The sequence below is a fragment of the Rhizobium sp. BK650 genome, assembly GCF_014195325.1.
Taxonomy (GTDB): Bacteria; Pseudomonadota; Alphaproteobacteria; order Rhizobiales; family Rhizobiaceae; genus Rhizobium.
This window is the reverse complement of record NZ_JACIBK010000018.1, coordinates 99,471-118,150: the sequence shown is the minus strand read 5'-3', so window position 1 is coordinate 118,150 and position 18,680 is coordinate 99,471. Positions and strand designations below refer to the sequence as shown.

Below are 18,680 nucleotides of genomic sequence, written 5' to 3'. Positions count from 1 at the left end.
CCAGAATTCTCCTGCCATGATTCAAACTCCTGTTATTACCAAAGTGAATCATACGGAGATATTTTAATCAATATGTTGATTGGGTTTCGACCCTAGTGCAAAGAGATCGAAATTCGAAAACTCAGCAGGACCATTTTGGTGTTTAGTTGCGGTGATGGTCCGGCTTATGCAATGAAGCGCGCCTGCCTTTTCGGCCGCCCCCTGCAGACCCTTGTCCCTGGTCCATAATGCCGCTCGCCGATGAAGCAGTATCGGGGCGAGCAAGTGGGCATCTGTATAGCCGATGCCATACTCAAAACGTCGTGTTGATCGGTCGTCGTCATCACCTCGTCGTGCTTGCGACGAACGCTAAATGGATTAAAGCCACCAGCTTGCGGAACAATTTCGATAGGTTTTCGTTGAGCCCCCGAAATCTAGGGCTAATTCTTTCGGGGGATTCATGACCAAGCCAGATGCGTCGAGCGCAATAAGCGCTGACGAATGGCGCCAGATCGTAGATAGTGCCGTCGGCACGGCGATCATTACCACTGATCTTGAAGGCCGGGTCACCAGTTGGAGCGAGGGCGCCTCCCGGATGCTGGGGTGGACCGCTCCCGACGTTCTTGGCGAAACGCTGGAGCGCTTGTTCCCTCCCGGAGAGGGCGCCGCAGCACTCCGACAAGAGATGGACGATGCCCTGACCGTCGGCCGTGGTGGCGGAACGGAAGGATGGCGCATCCGCCGCGACGGATCGCAAGTTTGGGCTGTAGGCGAGATGTCGCCGATCCGCGACAGAGCTGGCATGGTGATCGGATTCACGAAGATCCTGCGGGATCGTACGGAGGAGCGAGAAGCCGAGGAAGCGATTTCGGAAGAACGTCGCGCGCTCGAAATCCTCAATCGGGCGAGCTCCGCCTTAGCGGCCAAGACCGATCTTCAGGAACTCGTCCAGATCGTGACCGACGCAGGCGTGGAGCTCACGGGAGCACAGTTTGGGGCCTTCTTCTACAATGTCGAGAATGAGGTCGGGGAGAGCTACATGCTCTACACCCTCTCGGGAGTGCCGGCCGAAGCATTCTCCAAATTCCCCATGCCGCGCAATACCGCAGTGTTCGCACCGACTTTCGGGGGTGAAGGTATCGTTCGCTCCGACGATATCACGAAGGACCCGCGTTACGGTCAGAATGCACCGCGCAGGGGCATGCCGGAGGGACATCTTCCCGTCCGTAGCTATCTGGCGGTGCCGGTCATCTCGCGTAGCGGAGAGGTGATCGGCGGGCTGTTCTTCGGGCACGCTGACGTTGGCGTCTTCGATGGCCGTTCGGAGCGGGGCCTCGAAGGCCTGGCAGCCGAGGCAGCCGTGGCAATCGATAACTCGAGGCTCTTCCGGGCCCTCGAACGAGAACTTGCACAGCGGCGGAAGGCTGAGAGTGAGCTCGCCGACAGCGAAGCACGCTTGCGACTGGCCACTGAAGCAGCGGAAATCGGCACCTGGGACTACGATCCCGCGTCGAATGAGCTTCGATGGGACGTTCGCTGCAAGCAGCTTTTCGGCCTGTCGCCGGAGGCGACAGTAACCTACGAGGGCTCCTTCATAGCGGGCATTCATCCGGATGACCGTGAGCGCGCCGATGCGGCCGTCCGCCGCGCGATCGACCCTCAGGGTTCGGGGCACTACGAGATCGAATATCGCACGATTGGCATCGAGGACGGAAAGCAGCGGTGGGTTGCCGCTACCGGACGCGCGTTCTTTAATACGGACCAGGGCACGCGATTTGTCGGCACCGTGCTCGACATCACCGAACGGAAGGCAACCGAAGAGCGGCTGCACCAGCTCAATTACCGTCTGGAAGAGCAGGTGGAAGCCGAGATGAATAAACGCGCTGAGGCTGAAGAGGCGCTCCGCCAAGCGCAGAAGATGGAGGCCGTCGGCCAGCTCACAGGCGGTATCGCGCACGACTTCAACAATCTTCTGGCGGGGATCACAGGCAGTCTCGAGATCATCGAAAGACGCCTTTCTCAGGGGCGAAGCGATGGCATCGAGCGCTTCATCAGCGGTGCCCAGACGTCCGCCCAACGCGCTGCAGCACTGACCCAGCGGCTGCTTGCCTTTTCCCGTCGCCAAACTCTCGATCCGAAGCCTACCGACGTGAACCGGCTGGTCTTTGGTATGGAGGACCTCATAAGGCGCACGGTCGGCCCGGCCATTAAGATCGAGGTCGTTGGGGCCGCGGGCCTCTGGCCGACCAGGATCGACACCGCCCAGCTCGAAAGCGCCCTCCTTAACCTCGCCATCAACGCCCGCGATGCTATGCCCGAGGGCGGCAAACTGACGATCGAAACGGCGAACAAGTGGCTGGACAACCGCGCCGGACAGGAGCGCGACCTGCCACCAGGCCAATATATCTCGGTATGCGTGAGCGATACGGGGACAGGCATCCCGAAAGAGATCGCCGACCGCATTTTCGATCCGTTCTTCACGACCAAGCCAATCGGTCAGGGCACAGGTCTGGGTCTTTCCATGATCCACGGTTTCGTGCGGCAGTCCGGCGGCCAGATCCGCGTCTACAGCGAGCTTGGTCACGGAACGACGATGTGCCTTTATCTCCCCCGCTATACTGGCGAGGTCACCGACGATGCCGACTCAGTGGACGCACCGATCCCGGAAATGGGCGCTGGCGAAACCGTGCTCGTCATCGATGACGAACCGACAGTTCGCATGCTCATTGTGGAAGTGCTCGAGGAGGCCGGATATGTTGCGCTCGAAGCGGAAGACGGTTCGTCTGGACTGAAGATCCTTCAGTCTGACGTCGGGATTGATCTGCTTATCACCGATGTCGGATTACCGGGGGGTCTGAACGGTCGTCAGGTCGCCGACGCTGCCCGACTGACCCGCCCAGACCTGAAGGTGCTGTTCATCACCGGTTTCGCGGAGAACGCCGCTGTCGGAAACGGTCATCTTGAGGCGGGCATGGAGGTGATCACCAAACCGTTTGTGATGACGGAACTGGCCAACAAGATCACCGACATGATCGAAAATCGGCACGTGGGTGTTTGATCGACGCTGTTTCTCCCGTCCCGCTGGCCGCTGACAGCCGGGGGGGCCGAAGGCGCAGGGGCTCGGCTGTTGGTTTCTACGCGGAACCGAGCCATGGAGTGAACCCTGGAGCTGCTCCAGCTCCAGGGGTTCACTCGGATCCCAGGTCAGCTCTCAGCGCAAATCGACATATCTTCCTCGGATTCATCACCGTCGAACAGAATCACATCTTCAAGGTGCTGACATTTGCCTCGGGTATGCCGCCCACGTTGGTGGAGGAATATGGGAACGAATTTCAAGCTCATCCGGAGCTAAGTTGATCCTGGGATATCATTGAACATCGGCGATCACCATCCAGAGCGCCGTCGCGCCATTGCTTTGGTTCTGACGCGCAAAGGATGGTTTTGAGCTGTAATCGGATCTGCGCGTGTGGCGCCGATCAATGATCTGACGCTCGAGGAATGGAACCGTACCATCGCGATCAACCTCACGGGCACCTTCCCGACGATCCACACGACGGCGCCTCACTTGCAGCGGGCGGGGGTGGCGCAATCGCCGTCGTGTCCTCGATCAATGGAATGCGAACATTTACGACGCCCGGCGCAACGGCGTACACCGCGACCAAGGCAGGGCAGGTGGCGATGGCAAATACCTCCCCAGCCGGTGTAGTAGCCAACACGGAACCCTCTAAAACATCCGACGTTTATCCCCCGCAAGACAAACAGGGATTTGAACGTTTATGCGTCTGATGATTGCCGTTGTTGCCGTCATGATAGCCTCGGTGCTGAGCATCGCGATAATGTCTCCGTCGGGTGCCGGACAGACCGGCAACGGCACCAAGATCGAATCGAGCGTGAACGAGACCGCCCAGAAGTGAAGCTTGATGTCAGATCGCTCTATCGAACGAGGCGAAGGACGCGAGAGGCAAGCGCCTGGGGATGCAGATATCATTGCGAAATGGCGACGTGTCCGTCTCGAACGGGCCCTTGAAGTCTGCTGCCGGCCCATACGGCCATAAAGCTAACTTGCAGCTGCGCGGAACTCCTGTATGAGCCGCCTCATGATCAAGACCGCGCTCATCGCGGCAATCCGACTGCCCCTTTTTGACCAAACCGCGATCGGCCCATCGTCAATGCGTCACCTTCGGTGAACTAACATCGACCGCACACACGATGACGAACACACTCCAGGTTCTCTCCGCAGCAGCCGCTTTGTCAGTCTTGTGGTCACCCGCTGACTCGAAACACGAACGGTTTGACTAGCATTTTGCGTTGATGGACTTTGGCACGCTGAAAGGTGAGCGCGCTCCAGTCTGCTTCGACGCTCTGCCTAGGAAGGCTGTGAGATAGTGTTATTCATCCCCGATGGGCATATGCGATCGTCTCGCTGAGGATTCGACCGATGGCCGTGCCAGGAAGGCCAAGATCGCGAACGCTGCTCATATGATTGGAGCCTTCAAGCCTTTCGTTGGTGACCAACAGTCCTTGCTGTTGCAGGTGCGATGAGAAGGCCTCCGCCTGGTTATGAAACGGCGGTGTTTCTTCAGCGCCGACCGCGATCGTGGCGCGGCAGCTCTCGTCAAAAGAGTGCAGGATCGGCGAAAAGTCGGCAACCTCTGTGTCGGTTATGGCAATCTCTGATTGCAGGAACGATGATTGCAGGGGCTTCAGGTCGTATAGACCCCCAAGCAGGAGGGCTGCCGACACGCCTGAGAAAGCCTCCTGCCGATGAAACAGGAAGGTCGCAAGATGGGCCCCGGCGGAATGACCGCTGACCGAAAAGCGAGATGCGTCGCCGCCGTGGCCTGCGATATGTGCCAGTACCCATTGCTTTGCCCGCCGCACCTGGCCAACCAGCACCTCCATCCTGAAATGCGGCATCAGAGCGTAATCGACGATGACGGCGATTGCTCCCGTGCCGGTAATCGTCTCGGCGACAAAGGAGTAGTCGCGCTTGGAAAACATCCGCCAGTAGCCGCCGTGGATGAACATGTGCACCGGCCGCCGGTTGGCTGGACCGTCGGGATAGAAGACGTCCAGGGTTTCACCTGCTCCGTTCCCATAAGAGATTTCCCTCATGGCGAGCCTTGCGCGGGTCGAAGCACTCTTTGCCCTAATCTCCGAGACGATGGCGTCGAAGTCCGACACATGTCCCCGTATGCGAAACGGATCAGTCTCCAAAATTTTTCCTCCACCTCAGAAGCTCGTTGCGACATACTTGGCTTCCATGAACTCGGCGATGCCGTGATGCTGTCCGCCTTCACGTCCGAGACCACTTTGCTTGACACCGCCAAACGGCGCTGCCGGATCGGAAACCAGCCCGCGATTGAGCGCGATCATACCCGCCTCCAAAGCGGAGGAAACGCGAAACCCCCGTGATATGTCGCGCGTGAAGACATAGGCGGCAAGACCGTAGTCGGTGTCGTTGGCACGCCTTATCACCTCGTCCTCGGTCTCAAACCTGTAAAGTGGTGCAACCGGTCCGAAGATTTCCTCTTGTGACATCTCGACACCGTCGGGCATGTCGACAAGGACCGTCGGCGGGTAAAAGTAACCCAGCCCAGCAGGGGCCTCGCCGCCGCAGGTGACGCGCGCACCCTTTGCCTTGGCGTCACTCACGAGGCGATCAATCTTCTCCACCGCCTTTGGCGTGATCATTGGTCCGCATTCGGTGAGGACGTCGACACCGGGACCTACGTTGAGAGCTGCCATTCTTTTGGTCAGCCCTGCCGCGAATGACTCATAGATTCCTGACTGGACGTAAAGACGGTTCGCCGCGGTACAGGCTTCGCCCGCGTTGCGCATCTTCGCAACCATTGCGCCATCGAGTGCTGCATCCAGGTCGGCATCGTCAAAAACGATGAAGGGAGCGTTGCCGCCGAGTTCCATCGAACAGGAGATGACATGCTTGGCCGCTTCCGCGAGAAGCAGGCGGCCAACACCCGTAGAGCCGGTAAACGAGAGTTTTCTGACGCGTGGATCCGCGAGAATGGTGGCGCTGAACGGCGCAGGAGAGCTCGTCGTCAGAACATTGACGACGCCCGGCGGTACACCGGCCTCCTCATAGATCGACGCCAGCGCATAGGCCGTCAGCGGCGTCTCGCTTGCCGGCTTCAGGATGACGGTGCAGCCGGCGGCGAGTGCCGGAGCGATCTTTCGCGTGGCCATTGCAGCCGGGAAATTCCATGGCGTGATTAGCAGGCAAATACCGATCGGCTGGTAATCGACAATGATCCGGTTGGCTCCCGACGGAGCGATGCCGAATTCTCCCGTAATGCGGACGGCCTCTTCGGCATTCCAGCGGAAAAACTCGGCGGCATAGGCAACCTCGCCGCGGGCGTCGCGCAGCGCCTTTCCATTCTCCAGGGAGATCAAGGCAGCAAGCATTTCGGAACGCTCGACCATCAGTTCGAAACAGCGTCGCAAGATCTCCGAGCGCTTGCGCGGCGGCGTCGACCGCCAGCCGGGCGCAGCCCGGGATGCGGCCTCTATGCTTGCCTGTGCATCCTCGACGGTGGCGTCCGCAACAGTCGCAAGAAGCGCCCCGGTCGAGGGGTCGACCACGTCGATCTTGCGCCCGCTTTTCGATTGCCGCCAGTTCCCATCGATATAAAGGCCGCGGGTCGTGGCCTCAATGTCTGGCAGGTGGCGCTCGGCCTGTGGCAGTTGCTGGGCAATAGTCATTTTGGTCCTCGAACGCTTAGAGGGCAGAGGCGGCAAGATCGCCGTCATAGGCTGCACGAACGAGACGCTTCATGGCGTCGATGTCGAAAGGCCTCGGGTTATTCTTGATCAATCTGTCGATGCTGAGCGCCTGTTCGGCAGTCCAGTCGAGCTTGTCGGGGGGCAGCCCGAGATCGGCGAGTGTCGGCGTGATGCCGATGGCTCGAAAGAGCCTGCGGATCTCCTCGATGGCTGCTTCCGCCATTTCCTGCTTCGTTCTGCTCGTTGAATCCAGACCGAGCGCGTACCCGATCTCAGCCATTTCGGTCATCGAGGCGGAGCGGTTGTAGTTCATGACGTAGGGCATCATCGTTGCGACGCCAAGCCCGTGGGCCGTATGGGTTAACGCGCCTGCGGGATACTGGATGGCATGCGCCGCTGCGGTACCGGCCGTGCCGAATGCGCAGCCGGCAGCCAGCGCACCCATCATTACGTCGGCGCGGGCATCTTCGTTCGATCCCTCCTTGCAAGCCGTTTCAAGGCTGCGTCCCAGGAGCTTGATCGCGAGAAGCGCGAAATAGTCGGTAAGTTCGCTCTTACCGATAAAGACATGATTCTGGGGCAGCAACGGGTCGGCGCCGCGTCGGGCGGCGGTGAACGCCTCGATTGCATGAGTCAACGCATCCGCTCCCGCGACAGCGGTCAGACCCGGCGGGCAGGACATTGTCAGCTCCGGATCGCAAATAGCCGCTGCGGCGATAAGATAAGGGCTCGATATGCCGACTTTCAGCGTCCGATCCGGGTCGGAGATGACGGCAACCGGCGTCACCTCCGAGCCGGTACCCGCCGTGGTCGGGACAGCGATGATCGGGATTGTCGGACCGGGAACCCTGAACTCGCCATAGTAGTCCGAGAGGCTTCCGCCATGGCTCAACAGCAGGGCGGCGCATTTTGCCATGTCGAGGCAACTCCCCCCGCCTATTCCTATCGCCATGTCGGGCTCGAAGCTCCGCGCCTCCTCGACGCATAGCGCAACGGTGTCGCGCGGCACGTCCGGCAGGACCCGATCATGGACCAGTGTCTCGATCGATGCCGCGTGAAGTGCCGCCACAAGCTCGAGGAAAACGGAAGTGCCTGCGAAGCGCTCATCCGTGCAGATCAGCGCCCTTTGGCCAAGCCTCTTGGCGACCGATGGCAGCGACAAACGTTGGCCCTTGCCGAACAGGATTTCTTTCGGGAGCCGGATAGCGGCAAAGAGGGTCATTGTACTCGCCCTTTCACCAGTCGAGGGATGAAGACAGATCTCGAGGAAGCGTCGCAAAACTCTCGCGCGATTTCCTTCGCGCTTATCCGAATGACCTTCATGGAATCTCCGATATAAAATCCTATAGGATATGGGATTGCATATCGCCGAGCATCGTGTTAGCGATTGTTCCTGTCAAGAGGCAAATAAAATGCAGGGCCGGAATACGATGATGCTCAACGCCACGCCTGATCCGAGTGGTTTCATCCAGCGCAGCAACAGTCTCGCGGACAGCGTCTACGAGGTGATTTTTGCGCAGCTAATGTCTTTGAAGATCGCTCCGGGTGCGCGCATTACCGTTGACAATCTTGTCAAGGAATTCAACGTTTCCCAGACGCCGATCCGCGAGGCGCTTGGCCGCCTCGAGGGGGAGGGGCTTGTCGTCAAGACGCATCTTATCGGTTACAGCGCGGCCCCGCAGATTACCCATCGGCGCTTCGATGAGCTCTATCACTTGCGGTTGCTTCTCGAGCCAGACGGTGCTGCGAGGGCGGCAAAGGCTATGGACGATGAAAAGCTCGCGATCCTTAGGGAGGTGGCCGGCGTGATGGGGCGCCGGGAAGGGGCGGATGAACGCCTGCGCTATTCCACCTTCGCGCGGCAGGACGCCGTTTTTCATGACAGGATCATGGAATTTGCAGGCAACGAGCTCATTCGCCAAACTCTCAGCCACCAACACACGCATTTTCACATCTTTCGACTGATGTTTCACTCCCGCGTCACCGAAGAGGCGCTGGACGAGCACGAAGCGCTACTCTCTGCCTTTGCTGCAGGTGACCCATCGGCTGCCGAGAAGGCCATGAGAACCCATCTCGAACATTCTCGGGACCGGCTCGTGCCGGCCTTCGATTGAGAGGCGGGTAATGTCGAGCGTCATGACCATGGAGAGGAAGGGGAGGAGCTTGGTGTCTGAGACCGATGGCCTTGTCTCTCATCCGGTCCTTCGTGCAGAGGGCATGTCGAAGCAGTACGGACCGGTCACCGTACTCTCGGGAGTCACGCTCGATATCTTTCCCGGCGAGATCCATGCCATCATCGGCGAGAATGGCGCCGGCAAGTCGACATTCATGCGGCTCCTTTCCGGTTACGCCGAGCCAAGTGCAGGAACGCTGTCGATGGGCGGCCGCAAGGTCGGTTTCTCAAAGCCTGAGCAGGCGCAGGAAGCGGGTATTGTTCTGGTGCACCAGGAGATCCTGCTTGCCGACGCCCTGACTGTCGCCGAAAATCTTTTCCTCGGCCGCGAGCTGATGCGTTATGGGCTGGTCGATGATCGGACGATGCGGCGTATGGCCGTCGAAAAACTTCAGGACCTTGGATGTGACGTATCGCCGAACGCTTTGGTGCGCGACATCTCGCTTGCGGATCGCCAGCTCGTCCAGATCGCACGTGCACTCCTCGACGATTACAAGCTTGTCATCTTCGACGAGCCAACTGCAGTCCTGACGGGTGAGGAGGTCGAGCGACTGCTTGCCATCATCCTACAGCTGAAGGAGCAGGGTGCTGCCGTACTCTACATCAGCCATCGTCTCGATGAAGTCCAGCGGCTTGCCGACAAGGTGACGGTGCTTCGAGACGGCAAGATGGTCGGCACATATCCCGGCCATAGCCTGACGCAGATGGACATGGCGCGGCTGATGGTTGGGCGCGATCTCGCCGCCCTTTACCCCGATAAGACCGTAAAGCCAGCGCTACCAGCGATGCTAGAAGTCGAGGGCCTTGGCGTTCCCGGCTTCGCAGGCAACATCTCGTTTACCGCTTACAAAGGCGAGGTCCTCGGATTCGCCGGCATGATCGGTGCCGGCCGCACCGAGGTGTTCGAGGGCATCATGGGCCTGCGTCCTGCCAACGGAACCGTAAAATTGCAGGGCAGGGCGATTGATATCAGGCGTGCCCGGGCGGCGATGGATGCAGGCATCGGTTACCTGACCGAGGACCGCAAAGGCAAGGGCCTGCTGCTGCAGGAACGGCTTGCGCCGAACCTCACGCTGTCTGCCCTAGGCAGATTTCATCCCGGCCTTCTGATGCGCCGCCGCCGTGAGCAGAGCGCGCTTGTCGAAGCCGTCAGCGCCTATGACATCCGCCTGAAAAGTTACGCCGTCAAGGCGAGCCAGCTTTCCGGTGGCAACCAGCAGAAGCTTCTGCTCGCCAAGGTGCTTCTCACCGATCCTTCGGTCGTGGTCATCGACGAGCCGACGCGCGGTATCGACATCGCGAACAAGGCCCAGATCTACGCCTTCATCGAGCGCCTTGTCGCAGAAGGCAGGACCTGCATCGTCATTTCGTCCGAAATGCAGGAACTGATCGGGATCTGCGACCGGATTCTTGTGATGCGGGAGGGGCGCATCACGGGAGAGGTGACGGGCGACAGAATGACGGAACACGAGATTGCGCTTCTTGCCACCAGCGAGACGAAGGTTGCGGCGAAGCAGGGAGGAAGACAATGAGTGTAATTACGGGTTCGACGCCGGTTCGGCCGGAGCGGGAATGGAACATCGGGTGGTCGGATGTCGGCCCCTTTCTTGCGCTTCTGGCGCTGCTGCTGATCGGCTTTTCGATCAACCAGGATTTCCTCTCGGCGACCAATCTCGGCAATGTGATCACGCGAAGCGCCTTCATCGCGATCATCGCCGTCGGTGCGACCTTCGTCATCTCATCCGGCGGACTGGATCTTTCAGTCGGTTCGATGGCCGCATTCATCACGGGCATAACCATCATGTTCATGAACAGGACGGCTGCCGACTGGGGTGTCCTGGCAATACCTGCCGGCATGGCCATCGCGCTTGTCGTTGGGCTCATCTGCGGGCTGATGAACGGGCTCATCGTTACCGTCGGAAAGATAGAGCCCTTTATCGCCACACTCGGTACCATGGGGATCTTCCGAGCCCTCATCACCTATATGTCGGATGGCGGAACAATCCCAATCGATCGCAGTCTCCGCGATGCCTATCGGCCCGTCTATTTCGGCACGCTTGGCGGTATTCCATTTCCGATCCTCATTTCGATTGCCGTTGCCGCTATCGCATCCTTCATCCTTTACAAGATGAAGTACGGCCGGAAATGCGCCGCCGTTGGCGCGAATGAGGACGTGGCCCGCTACTCAGGCATTTCAATCATCAAGACGCGCACGATCGCCTACGCGATGCAGGGTGTATGCGTTGCGATCGCTGCGATCTGCTATGTGCCGCGCCTCGGAGCGGCGACACCGACCACCGGTGTGCTGTGGGAATTGCAGGTCATCACTGCAGTCGTCATAGGCGGAACTGCCCTGCGAGGTGGCAAGGGCCATGTCTGGGGCACGGTCGCCGGTGCGGTCATCCTCGAACTTATCGCCAACCTGATGGTGCTCTCGGATTTCGTATCGGAATACCTCGTCGCCGGTGTTCAGGGTGTCATCATCATCATAGCAATGCTCATTCAGAGGTTCTCGAAGTAACCGCGTCCGGACCGCGCGGATTGATGTTTGTGGTCCGATTCTGGGAGGAATGAATGTCTAGAAAATGGATTGCGGCCCTGGCCGTCAGTACGGTTCTGCTCGCCGGCCCGGCCCTTTCGGCAGATAAAAAGGTTGTTGCCGTGTCGATCCCGGCAGCCGACCACGGCTGGACAGCAGGCATCGTCTATCACGCTCAAGCTGCCGCAAAGGAAGTCAATGCCGCCTTTCCGAATGTCGAGGTCGTTGTGAAGACCTCGCCTTCGGCAACGGCGCAGGTGAGTGCGCTTGAAGATCTTTCCGCGGGACGCAAGCTCGATGCGCTAGTCATCCTGCCCTATACATCCGAAGAACTGACGACGCCGGTCAAGGCGGTCAAGGATGCCGGCACTTTCATCACTGTCGTGGACCGTGGCCTGAACGACCAGTCCATACAGGACCTCTACCTTGCCGGTGACAACATCGCCGTTGGCCGCAATACAGCGAAGTTCATGATCGACAAGCTAGGCGGCAAAGGCAATCTCGTCGTCTTGCGCGGCATTCCGACGGTCATCGACGATGAACGCATCCAGGGCTTTCAGGATGCCATCAAGGGAACCGATCTCAAGGTTCTGGACATCCAGTACGCGAACTGGAACAGTGATGACGCCTTCAAGCTGATGCAGGATTATCTTGCTAAATACCCGCAGATCGATGCTGTCTGGGCAAATGACGACGACATGCTTCTCGGTGTGCTCGAGGCCGTCAAGGAATCTGGCCGCAAGGACATCAAGCTTGCCCTTGGCGGCAATGGTATGAAGGACATCGTCAAGAAGGTGATCGACGGCGATAAGATGACGCCGGTCGAGACACCCTATCCGCCTGCCATGATCAAGACCGCCATCTACATGACCGTTGCTAATATTGTTGGCCAGGCGCCGGTACGAGGCACGGTCAAGCTGGATGCGCCGCTGATCACCCAGGAGAACGCCAAGGAATACTATTTCCCCAATTCTCCGTTCTAATGAGACCAAAACCAGGGGCGGCCGCAGCCGCCGCCCCATTGCATGAAGAAGAGGAGTAGATCATGCCTGGTAAGAAGATACTGATGCTGACCGGTGAATTTACCGAGGAATACGAAATCTATGTCTATCAGCAGGCGATGGAGGCAGTCGGCCACACGGTCCACGTGATCTGCCCCGACAAGAAGGCCGGCGATCTGATCAAGACCTCGCTCCACGATTTCGAGGGCGATCAGACATATACGGAGAAGCTCGGGCACTTCTTCACGATCAACAAGACCTTCTCGGAAGCGGAAGCGCAGCTCGATCAATATCATGCAGTCTATTGCGCAGGCGGTCGCGGCCCCGAATATATCCGCACCGATAAACGCGTCCAGGCAATCGTGCGGCATTTTCACGAGAAGCAAAAACCGATCTTTACGATTTGCCACGGTGTCCAGATTCTGATTGCCGTCGACGGTGTGGTTCGCGGCAAGAAGGTCGGTGCTCTCGGGGCTTGCGAGCCGGAAGTCACGCTTGCAGGCGGCACCTATATCGATCTGTCGCCGACGGAAGCGTATGTCGATGGCACTATGGTTTCCGCGAAGGGATGGACCGCGCTTGCTGCATTCATCCGCGAATGCCTGAAGGTGCTCGGCACGGAAATCCGCCACAGCGACGATATCGCCAAGGCGGCCTGAGCTCGCATTCCTGCTATTGGTTTATGATCAGGCAACGCTCGCGAAAATGCGGGGTTGCCTTTTCCGAAGAGGCTTTGCTGCTCTAAGTCTCCCACGTTCTCGCCACGGCTCGGTCACTTGACCGAGACACGGATCGGAAAAATTCGTCACGTTGGCTCCGAACTTTCGCAACGCCGTGTAACTCGTCTAGGTCGCACGACGAAGGTCAAGTCAGCCCACCAGCCTTCACAGCGGTGGTTCCAACATGGCCCGAGCAAGCGGGATATCCGCTCAGCCAACAGATTGCTTGCCGCACCGCCTTACCGTTCGTTGAGGTTATCCTGAGCTTCCCAGAATGACGTCGAACTCCGTGCGCCTGCAAACAGGATGGTCCGAGCGTCGTCCGCGAGCACAAGGCTTGCGGGAGGGGATATATCTTCCTCACCCATCAGGATTGCTGAGATATAGGCAAGAGCATTCGTCATGCCGTTCATCGTATAGGGCTTTTCGATCGCGCCAAGGGCGCCTGCGAAGTCCGCGGGGATCTTTTTGATATTACCGCTGACGAACACATACGGAATGCCTTTGGATGCCAGATCGCGCCCGACCTCGATCCCGGTTGGACCGTCCTGAAGATGGATATCGACAAAAGCGAAATCCGGACGATGCGCTTGCAGAAGGTCGTCCACCTGCCTGCGGTTCATCGCCATGCCACTAACTTCGTGTCCGGCCATTTCAACCTCGGTTTCAAGCTCCATGGCGAGCAACATCTCATCTTCGACAATCATGACCTTCAATGCGCGCTCTCCTGTGCATCTACGAGCAAAGTGACATCGACTGTTGTTCGATGCCCCTCGATCCGCTTCTCGATTTTCGCATCAACCTGCTTGGCAGAGGTTTCGAGAAGAATGCGACCGATCTCGGCCGTATCTGCATCGACCTCAACCGGTATGGAGGTGTCTTCCACTCTGATTAGGAAATGGCCGTTCAACCGTTTGACGACGACATGGATGTCGCCACCACCGTCGCTTAAGCCCCGCCGGACGGCGTCGCCAACGAGCTCGTTGACGATCAGCGACAGCGGTGTCGCCTTTACGGCCGGTACATAGAGGGGATGCAGATCAAGCGTCAGCCGGATATCCTTGCGCCCAACAGCTTCGACAAGATCGGTGACGAGTTCCTTCGTGAAATCCGCGACGTCGAAGCGCGAGACGTCCTCCAGCGTGAACAGTTTCCTTTGAACGGTGCTTAAGGCCTCCACGCGATTTAGCACGGACCTCAAAACGCGCTTCTGCCCTTCGTCCCTGGTAAGCCGGGTCTGGAGTTTTACGATCGACGCCATGGTCAGCAGGTTGTTCTTGACGCGGTGATCGACCTCGTGGACGAGCAGCGACCTGGCTTTGAGTGCAGCCTCCAGCTTCTCGGTGTGCGCGGCGACTTCCTCTTCTGCGCGATGACGTGCGGCGGCGAGATCGGCCTCCCGTGATTTCACATTGGTGAAGTCGAGCTGGGAGGCGAAGAAGTAGATAATCTTGTCATTATCGTCGCGCACCGGAGATAGGAACAGGGCGTTCCAGAAGGGTTCGCCATCCTTCTTGTAGTTCAAGATGTCGATGGCGATATCGGAACCGGCGCTGATTGCGGCGCGAATGCGACCCACCGTTTCCAGGTTCGTCTCCGGGCCTTGAAGGAAGCGGCAGTTGCGACCTACCGCTTCGCTGCTCGAATAGCCGGTCAGCTTTTCGAATGCGGCATTGCAAAAGATGATGGGATTATCGGCCTGATTTGGATCGGTGACAATCATCGGCATACGCGTCGCTTTGAACGCTGCGGCAAAGGGGTCTTCGCGAACGTGGCGGCTAACAAGGCGCTCCCCGGCATCTCGCGCTTCAGCTCGTTTCTGGTCGTTTTCCTGCATAGGGACCTAATGGTTTCTAGCCTCGGTGTAATGCATTGTGGGTTCGTCGAGTTCCCGCTTCTCCCTCGGCGACAGCGGTCCTTGCCCGACCGTGATCCGCTCCATCGATGAAGGCAGGAAAACAGTTAGGCGGCAGAATTTCCGCTTCAAGGATCCACACGGCATGCAGCGATAAGCGAAAATTGGGCGCTTGCGGAGAAAAGACGGGAGACGCGAGCATGACAGAACATGGCCGAAGACCAGCTATCGTCGCTCCGGTGCTGCGTCCGGATCCAAGATCGCCTCGATCTCGCAGATGACACCGGCAGGATCGTAGTTGATTGTCGAACGGCCATTCAGCTCGGCTGCCAGAAGCCTCTCGACCAGACGCGAACCAAAGCCTTTCCGGGACGGCGGTTGTACTGTCGGGCCATCCCGCTCGACCCATCTGAACCGCAGCCTCGTGATGGCCTCCTCATAGCTCCAGGAGATCGAGACCCTCCCTTGAGCGACAGACAATGCTCCATATTTTGCGGCGTTCGTTGCAAGCTCATGGATTGCGAGCGAAAACGAGAGAACGGCCTTCTGAGGCAACAGCACAGCGCAGCCCTCGATGTCGAACCGCTCAGGAGGGTAGGGCTCCAGCACTTGGCTGACTAACTCTCCCAAGTCAGCTCGTTGCCAGTCGCGATGCGTGAGCAGATCGTGTGCCTTCGCCATCGAAATGAGGCGATCCTGGAATGCGCTCACTTGGTTCCGATCTGTTCCATCCCGATCCAGGGTCTGTCTTGCAATAGCAATGACAGTGGAGAACGTATTCTTGACGCGGTGATTGAGCTCGCTGGTCAGCACCGTTTGAAGACGTTCGGCCTCCTTTCGGGCCGTGATGTCGTGCGCCACCTTGGAAGCGCCGATCGTTGTTCCATTGCTGTCGTAGATCGGGGAAACGCTCAGCTGGACGTCTACCAGACCGCCATCTTTTCTTCGACGCTGCGTCTCGTAAGGTTCCACGACCTTTCCGGCGCTGACTTGCCGAAGAATTTCCGGCTCCTCGTCATGACGTCCTTCCGGGAGGAGCATCAGGACCGACTTTCCCACCGCCTCGTCTCGAGTGTATCCGTAGAGCCTCTCGGCAGCCGCATTCCAGTTGGTGATCGTCATGCCGAGATCGATACTGAGGATGGCGTCGTTGGAGGAAGCGATAATTGACGCAAGCAGGCGCTCCGCTTCCTGGGCGCTCTTCCTGGCCGAGATGTCAATGGCGATGAAGCCTACCTGCCGGATTGAACCATCGTCATCTGTGAGAGCAGAGACCGAGACAGCCGTCCATACGAGACTTCCGTCTTTCCGCACGCATCTCTTTTCCATATCGAAGGGTTCGCCGGTCTCGGCAAGGTGCATGAAAAGCCGTTCAGCTTCCTGACGGTCGTCCGGAAACGTCAAGTCCTGAAAACGGATGCCCACAAGCTCCTCCCGCTGGTAGCCGAGCATCTCGCAGAAGCGCTGGTTGACGAGGGTCATCCGGCCCTGAAGGTCGGTCTGGCCGATACCTGCGGCGGACTGGGAAAATAGCGCCCGCAGACGTTCCTCGCTCTCCTTGAGCGCTTGCTGCGAACGCACTCTTTCTGTCGTCTCGCTGACGATGCAGAACACCCCGCGGACGCTACCGGTTTCGTCTTCGGCGAATAGGAAATGTCGAAATAGACGGTTTCGGGATGTCCGTGGCGCTCGATGTAAAACTGTCGATCCCTGGCGGAAACCGTCTCGCCACCATGAAGGACGCGATCCAACAAAGGCTTAAGGTCATCCCAGAGCTCGCCCCAGTTCTCCTTTGCCGGTCTTCCCAACGCACGCGGATGCCTGAGGCCGATCGTGGGAGCGTAGGCGTCGTTATAAAGGGCTGCATACTGGTCGCCCCAGAACATCACGATCTGTGCATGTGAAGGAAGCATGATGTCCACGGCGGACTTCAGACAGTCAGGCCATTCCGACGGCGGTCCCACGACGGAGTCGTCCCAGAGCCCCCGCTCGATCATGTCCGCTATTCCGGCATACGCGGTTTCATTGTTCAATTCGATTGCAGACACTCTATCGACCCTATGGAAACAGATGTGAAGTTAAGCCGCTTGAACGCGATAACAAGGGGACACGCTCAACACTGCGCGCCGTTTCGATAGTGGGAGCCATCACATGGCGCACTAATGTGAAGAATGGCTGCGACTGCCGGAAACGTCCCGAGCCCACCCGAAGGCCGTGCCCGGTAGCAGGGGACGGAGAGGATGGAGGCAATGCGCCAGAGGGGCAGGCCGCACCTACATCACTCCGTGCCAGCGGAGGATGTCCGAGATTTTCATATCCAACTGGGAAATGCACGACTGGTCAAGGTTCCTGACAAGGAATCTAGACCCGGCATTGCCGTTCGGACCGCTGCGCCCAAAAGGCTGGCCCTCAGTGCAGGCCATCGGGTACTTGTCAGTCAGCGCTCGACACGGAAGGCGGCCTGAGATCTACCGCTGATGGCGCTTCTGCGCCCTGGCCATTGAAATGGCGGTCGGCTTCCTGGTTTGCGTCGGTCACCTCGGCGGCGTCGGTCTCTACTGCTTCGCCGTCCTCGTCTGCGCGTCGCCAGTGATCGAGATGGCGTCCTTCGGGGCGACCTTTTGCCTCCCAGATTCTGTAGGCGCGCTCCCGTCGTGCTTGCTCGCGATCTCCCATGGAAAAGCTCCTTGCTTGATGTAAGCCTTAAACGGGCGTCCGGAGCCCAAGTTCCGGTGCGAACGTTCTGCCTTCTCTTCTAAGAGGAATTGTCTGATATGAAGGCCGGAGCGATGGATCGTAGATGAACGATCACCTGCGTTCAGGCCCCTTATGTTGCGGGTCAAGAATTCTGCACTAGACGCTTTCATGCCGAAAATGGGATGCCGTTCTCCGGCTCTTACCGCGCCGGCCAGCCGATTGCCCGATGGTGCTAATGGGCAGACGTAGCGAGATGAATAAGCGCACGAAGGAAAATAGGAGAAGTTGAAATCGAGCACTAATTTACCGTCTGGCCGGACAACCCCGAGATCTGCTCCCTTGATGGTGTCAAGAAGGTATCGGCCGCCACCATACGTCTCGCTTCCTGATGTCGCATCGGCAAACGGCAGGAAGACGCCACCGCCGTAACCCTCAATCCAGTAAAGGGTCAGTTCGCCACCAAGTCTAGCGTCCAAACCGGTGGTGCGTGCGAACGAACGCATCGACAACTCACCATCCGATCCCGTAGCGATGGTCATGTGATCCGGGGTTACTGGAACGAGCTCCACCGCCAGGGGAAACGATGCATCATAAGGAAACGTTGTCGGCCCGTGATAGGTCTTACGGTCTTGTGCTTCGATTGGGGACTGAGGGTGGTCGCGAAACATCTCGAACGAGTTTCACACCAAATTCTCCAGGCATCGGTCACATCCTCGTTGAAACGCACCTGGTAATAAAGGTTTGCGATCTTCTCGCGCCATTCCCAAAGCTGTTCAGTTTCGTTCAATTCATTCTCTCCCATGACCGAAAGCGCGCCGCTCTCTGATCTAATCGCTCGTCAAGGTTAGAAGCCAGCATGTGCTCTGGGGCTTTTGCACTGCCCGCGTCAATTACGGATTTCGTTTAAGCGCCAAGTCAACAACGACTGAATGATAACGGAAAATGCTTCAGTAAGCGATCGACCCAGCCCACTAGC

At 58.5% G+C, this 18,680-nt stretch carries 15 protein-coding genes and 2 pseudogenes; 8 read left to right on the top strand and 9 right to left on the bottom strand.

Annotated features, from left to right (window positions below; translation table 11 throughout):
- Nucleotides 1-142: 142 nt before the first annotated feature.
- A pseudogene (locus tag FHX15_RS31330) lies at nt 143-335 on the bottom strand (type II toxin-antitoxin system VapC family toxin); the annotation flags it as partial.
- 104 nt (nt 336-439) lie between these two features.
- Between FHX15_RS31330 and FHX15_RS29435 the strand changes: the two are divergent.
- From FHX15_RS29435 to FHX15_RS29430, 3 genes and pseudogenes are all read left to right on the top strand, one after another.
- Entirely contained in the window at nt 440-3,037 is a 2,598-nt protein-coding gene (locus FHX15_RS29435; protein WP_184401857.1) for a PAS domain S-box protein, read from the top strand.
- 408 nt (nt 3,038-3,445) lie between these two features.
- Nucleotides 3,446-3,660, top strand: a pseudogene (locus tag FHX15_RS31325) (SDR family NAD(P)-dependent oxidoreductase); the annotation flags it as partial.
- A 95-nt stretch (nt 3,661-3,755) separates the two neighbouring features.
- Nucleotides 3,756-3,893 carry a hypothetical protein gene (locus tag FHX15_RS29430; RefSeq protein ID WP_184401856.1) on the top strand — a complete coding sequence of 46 codons (138 nt, stop codon included), beginning with the start codon at nt 3,756-3,758 and terminating at the stop codon, nt 3,891-3,893.
- Between the two features lie 478 nt (nt 3,894-4,371).
- Here the strand turns inward: FHX15_RS29430 and FHX15_RS29425 are convergent, their stop codons facing one another.
- Genes FHX15_RS29425 through FHX15_RS29415 form a run of 3 tightly spaced genes read right to left on the bottom strand, consistent with a single transcriptional unit; the run spans nt 4,372 to nt 7,942 of the window.
- Entirely contained in the window at nt 4,372-5,196 is an 825-nt protein-coding gene (locus FHX15_RS29425; protein WP_184401855.1) for an alpha/beta hydrolase, read from the bottom strand.
- Nucleotides 5,197-5,211: 15 nt separating this feature from the next.
- Nucleotides 5,212-6,699 (bottom strand): NAD-dependent succinate-semialdehyde dehydrogenase, encoded by a 1,488-nt coding sequence (locus tag FHX15_RS29420; protein WP_184401854.1) that lies wholly within the window; start codon nt 6,697-6,699, stop codon nt 5,212-5,214.
- Nucleotides 6,700-6,715: 16 nt separating this feature from the next.
- Nucleotides 6,716-7,942, bottom strand: coding sequence for an iron-containing alcohol dehydrogenase (locus FHX15_RS29415; protein ID WP_184401853.1), 1,227 nt, complete (start codon nt 7,940-7,942; stop codon nt 6,716-6,718).
- A gap of 211 nt (nt 7,943-8,153) precedes the next feature.
- On the opposite strand from FHX15_RS29415, the gene FHX15_RS29410 reads away from it, so the two are divergent.
- The 5 genes from FHX15_RS29410 to FHX15_RS29390 all read left to right on the top strand — a co-directional run bounded on the left by FHX15_RS29410 (nt 8,154) and on the right by FHX15_RS29390 (nt 13,092).
- Nucleotides 8,154-8,834, top strand: coding sequence for a GntR family transcriptional regulator (locus FHX15_RS29410; protein WP_184401863.1), 681 nt, complete (start codon nt 8,154-8,156; stop codon nt 8,832-8,834).
- Between the two features lie 28 nt (nt 8,835-8,862).
- A complete protein-coding gene (locus tag FHX15_RS29405; protein WP_184401864.1) occupies nt 8,863-10,425 on the top strand; it encodes a sugar ABC transporter ATP-binding protein in 1,563 nt (520 codons plus the stop codon).
- The gene (locus FHX15_RS29400; RefSeq protein WP_184401852.1) at nt 10,422-11,414 is read left to right on the top strand and encodes an ABC transporter permease; all 993 of its coding nucleotides are present in this window, start codon (nt 10,422-10,424) and stop codon (nt 11,412-11,414) included. Before FHX15_RS29405 ends, FHX15_RS29400 begins: the two co-directional genes overlap by 4 nt.
- A gap of 53 nt (nt 11,415-11,467) precedes the next feature.
- A complete protein-coding gene (locus FHX15_RS29395) occupies nt 11,468-12,415 on the top strand; it encodes a substrate-binding domain-containing protein (RefSeq protein WP_184401851.1) in 948 nt (315 codons plus the stop codon).
- Nucleotides 12,416-12,477: 62 nt separating this feature from the next.
- The gene (locus FHX15_RS29390; RefSeq protein WP_112972442.1) at nt 12,478-13,092 is read left to right on the top strand and encodes a DJ-1/PfpI family protein; all 615 of its coding nucleotides are present in this window, start codon (nt 12,478-12,480) and stop codon (nt 13,090-13,092) included.
- Between the two features lie 299 nt (nt 13,093-13,391).
- On the opposite strand, the gene FHX15_RS29385 is transcribed toward FHX15_RS29390, so the two are convergent.
- The 5 genes from FHX15_RS29385 to FHX15_RS31675 all read right to left on the bottom strand — a co-directional run bounded on the left by FHX15_RS29385 (nt 13,392) and on the right by FHX15_RS31675 (nt 18,372).
- Nucleotides 13,392-13,868: a response regulator gene (locus FHX15_RS29385; RefSeq protein ID WP_184401850.1), complete on the bottom strand. Its 477-nt coding sequence runs from the start codon at nt 13,866-13,868 to the stop codon at nt 13,392-13,394.
- Nucleotides 13,865-14,989: a PAS domain-containing protein gene (locus tag FHX15_RS29380; protein WP_184401849.1), complete on the bottom strand. Its 1,125-nt coding sequence runs from the start codon at nt 14,987-14,989 to the stop codon at nt 13,865-13,867. Before FHX15_RS29380 ends, FHX15_RS29385 begins: the two co-directional genes overlap by 4 nt.
- Before the next feature lie 243 nt (nt 14,990-15,232).
- Nucleotides 15,233-16,588 carry a PAS domain S-box protein gene (locus FHX15_RS29375; protein ID WP_409527049.1) on the bottom strand — a complete coding sequence of 452 codons (1,356 nt, stop codon included), beginning with the start codon at nt 16,586-16,588 and terminating at the stop codon, nt 15,233-15,235.
- Nucleotides 16,589-17,440: 852 nt separating this feature from the next.
- On the bottom strand, nt 17,441-17,641 hold the full coding sequence (locus FHX15_RS31320; RefSeq protein ID WP_312861947.1) for a DUF2934 domain-containing protein: 201 nt from the start codon (nt 17,639-17,641) through the stop codon (nt 17,441-17,443).
- Nucleotides 17,563-18,372 (bottom strand): DUF1684 domain-containing protein, encoded by an 810-nt coding sequence (locus tag FHX15_RS31675; protein WP_312861945.1) that lies wholly within the window; start codon nt 18,370-18,372, stop codon nt 17,563-17,565. The genes FHX15_RS31320 and FHX15_RS31675 overlap by 79 nt, the downstream gene beginning before the upstream one ends.
- Nucleotides 18,373-18,680: the final 308 nt, after the last annotated feature.

Bases quoted from the DNA above. Each gene is read 5' to 3' on its own strand.
- FHX15_RS29430 (WP_184401856.1), top strand. From the start codon at position 3,756: ATGCGTCTGATGATTGCCGTTGTTGCCGTCATGATAGCCTCGGTGCTG.
- FHX15_RS31675 (WP_312861945.1), bottom strand. From the start codon at position 18,372: ATGTTTCGCGACCACCCTCAGTCCCCAATCGAAGCACAAGACCGTAAG.
- FHX15_RS29380 (WP_184401849.1), bottom strand. From the start codon at position 14,989: ATGCAGGAAAACGACCAGAAACGAGCTGAAGCGCGAGATGCCGGGGAG.
- FHX15_RS29415 (WP_184401853.1), bottom strand. From the start codon at position 7,942: ATGACCCTCTTTGCCGCTATCCGGCTCCCGAAAGAAATCCTGTTCGGC.
- FHX15_RS29435 (WP_184401857.1), top strand. From the start codon at position 440: ATGACCAAGCCAGATGCGTCGAGCGCAATAAGCGCTGACGAATGGCGC.
- FHX15_RS29395 (WP_184401851.1), top strand. From the start codon at position 11,468: ATGTCTAGAAAATGGATTGCGGCCCTGGCCGTCAGTACGGTTCTGCTC.
- FHX15_RS29420 (WP_184401854.1), bottom strand. From the start codon at position 6,699: ATGACTATTGCCCAGCAACTGCCACAGGCCGAGCGCCACCTGCCAGAC.
- FHX15_RS29390 (WP_112972442.1), top strand. From the start codon at position 12,478: ATGCCTGGTAAGAAGATACTGATGCTGACCGGTGAATTTACCGAGGAA.
- FHX15_RS29410 (WP_184401863.1), top strand. From the start codon at position 8,154: ATGCTCAACGCCACGCCTGATCCGAGTGGTTTCATCCAGCGCAGCAAC.
- FHX15_RS29405 (WP_184401864.1), top strand. From the start codon at position 8,863: ATGGAGAGGAAGGGGAGGAGCTTGGTGTCTGAGACCGATGGCCTTGTC.
- FHX15_RS29400 (WP_184401852.1), top strand. From the start codon at position 10,422: ATGAGTGTAATTACGGGTTCGACGCCGGTTCGGCCGGAGCGGGAATGG.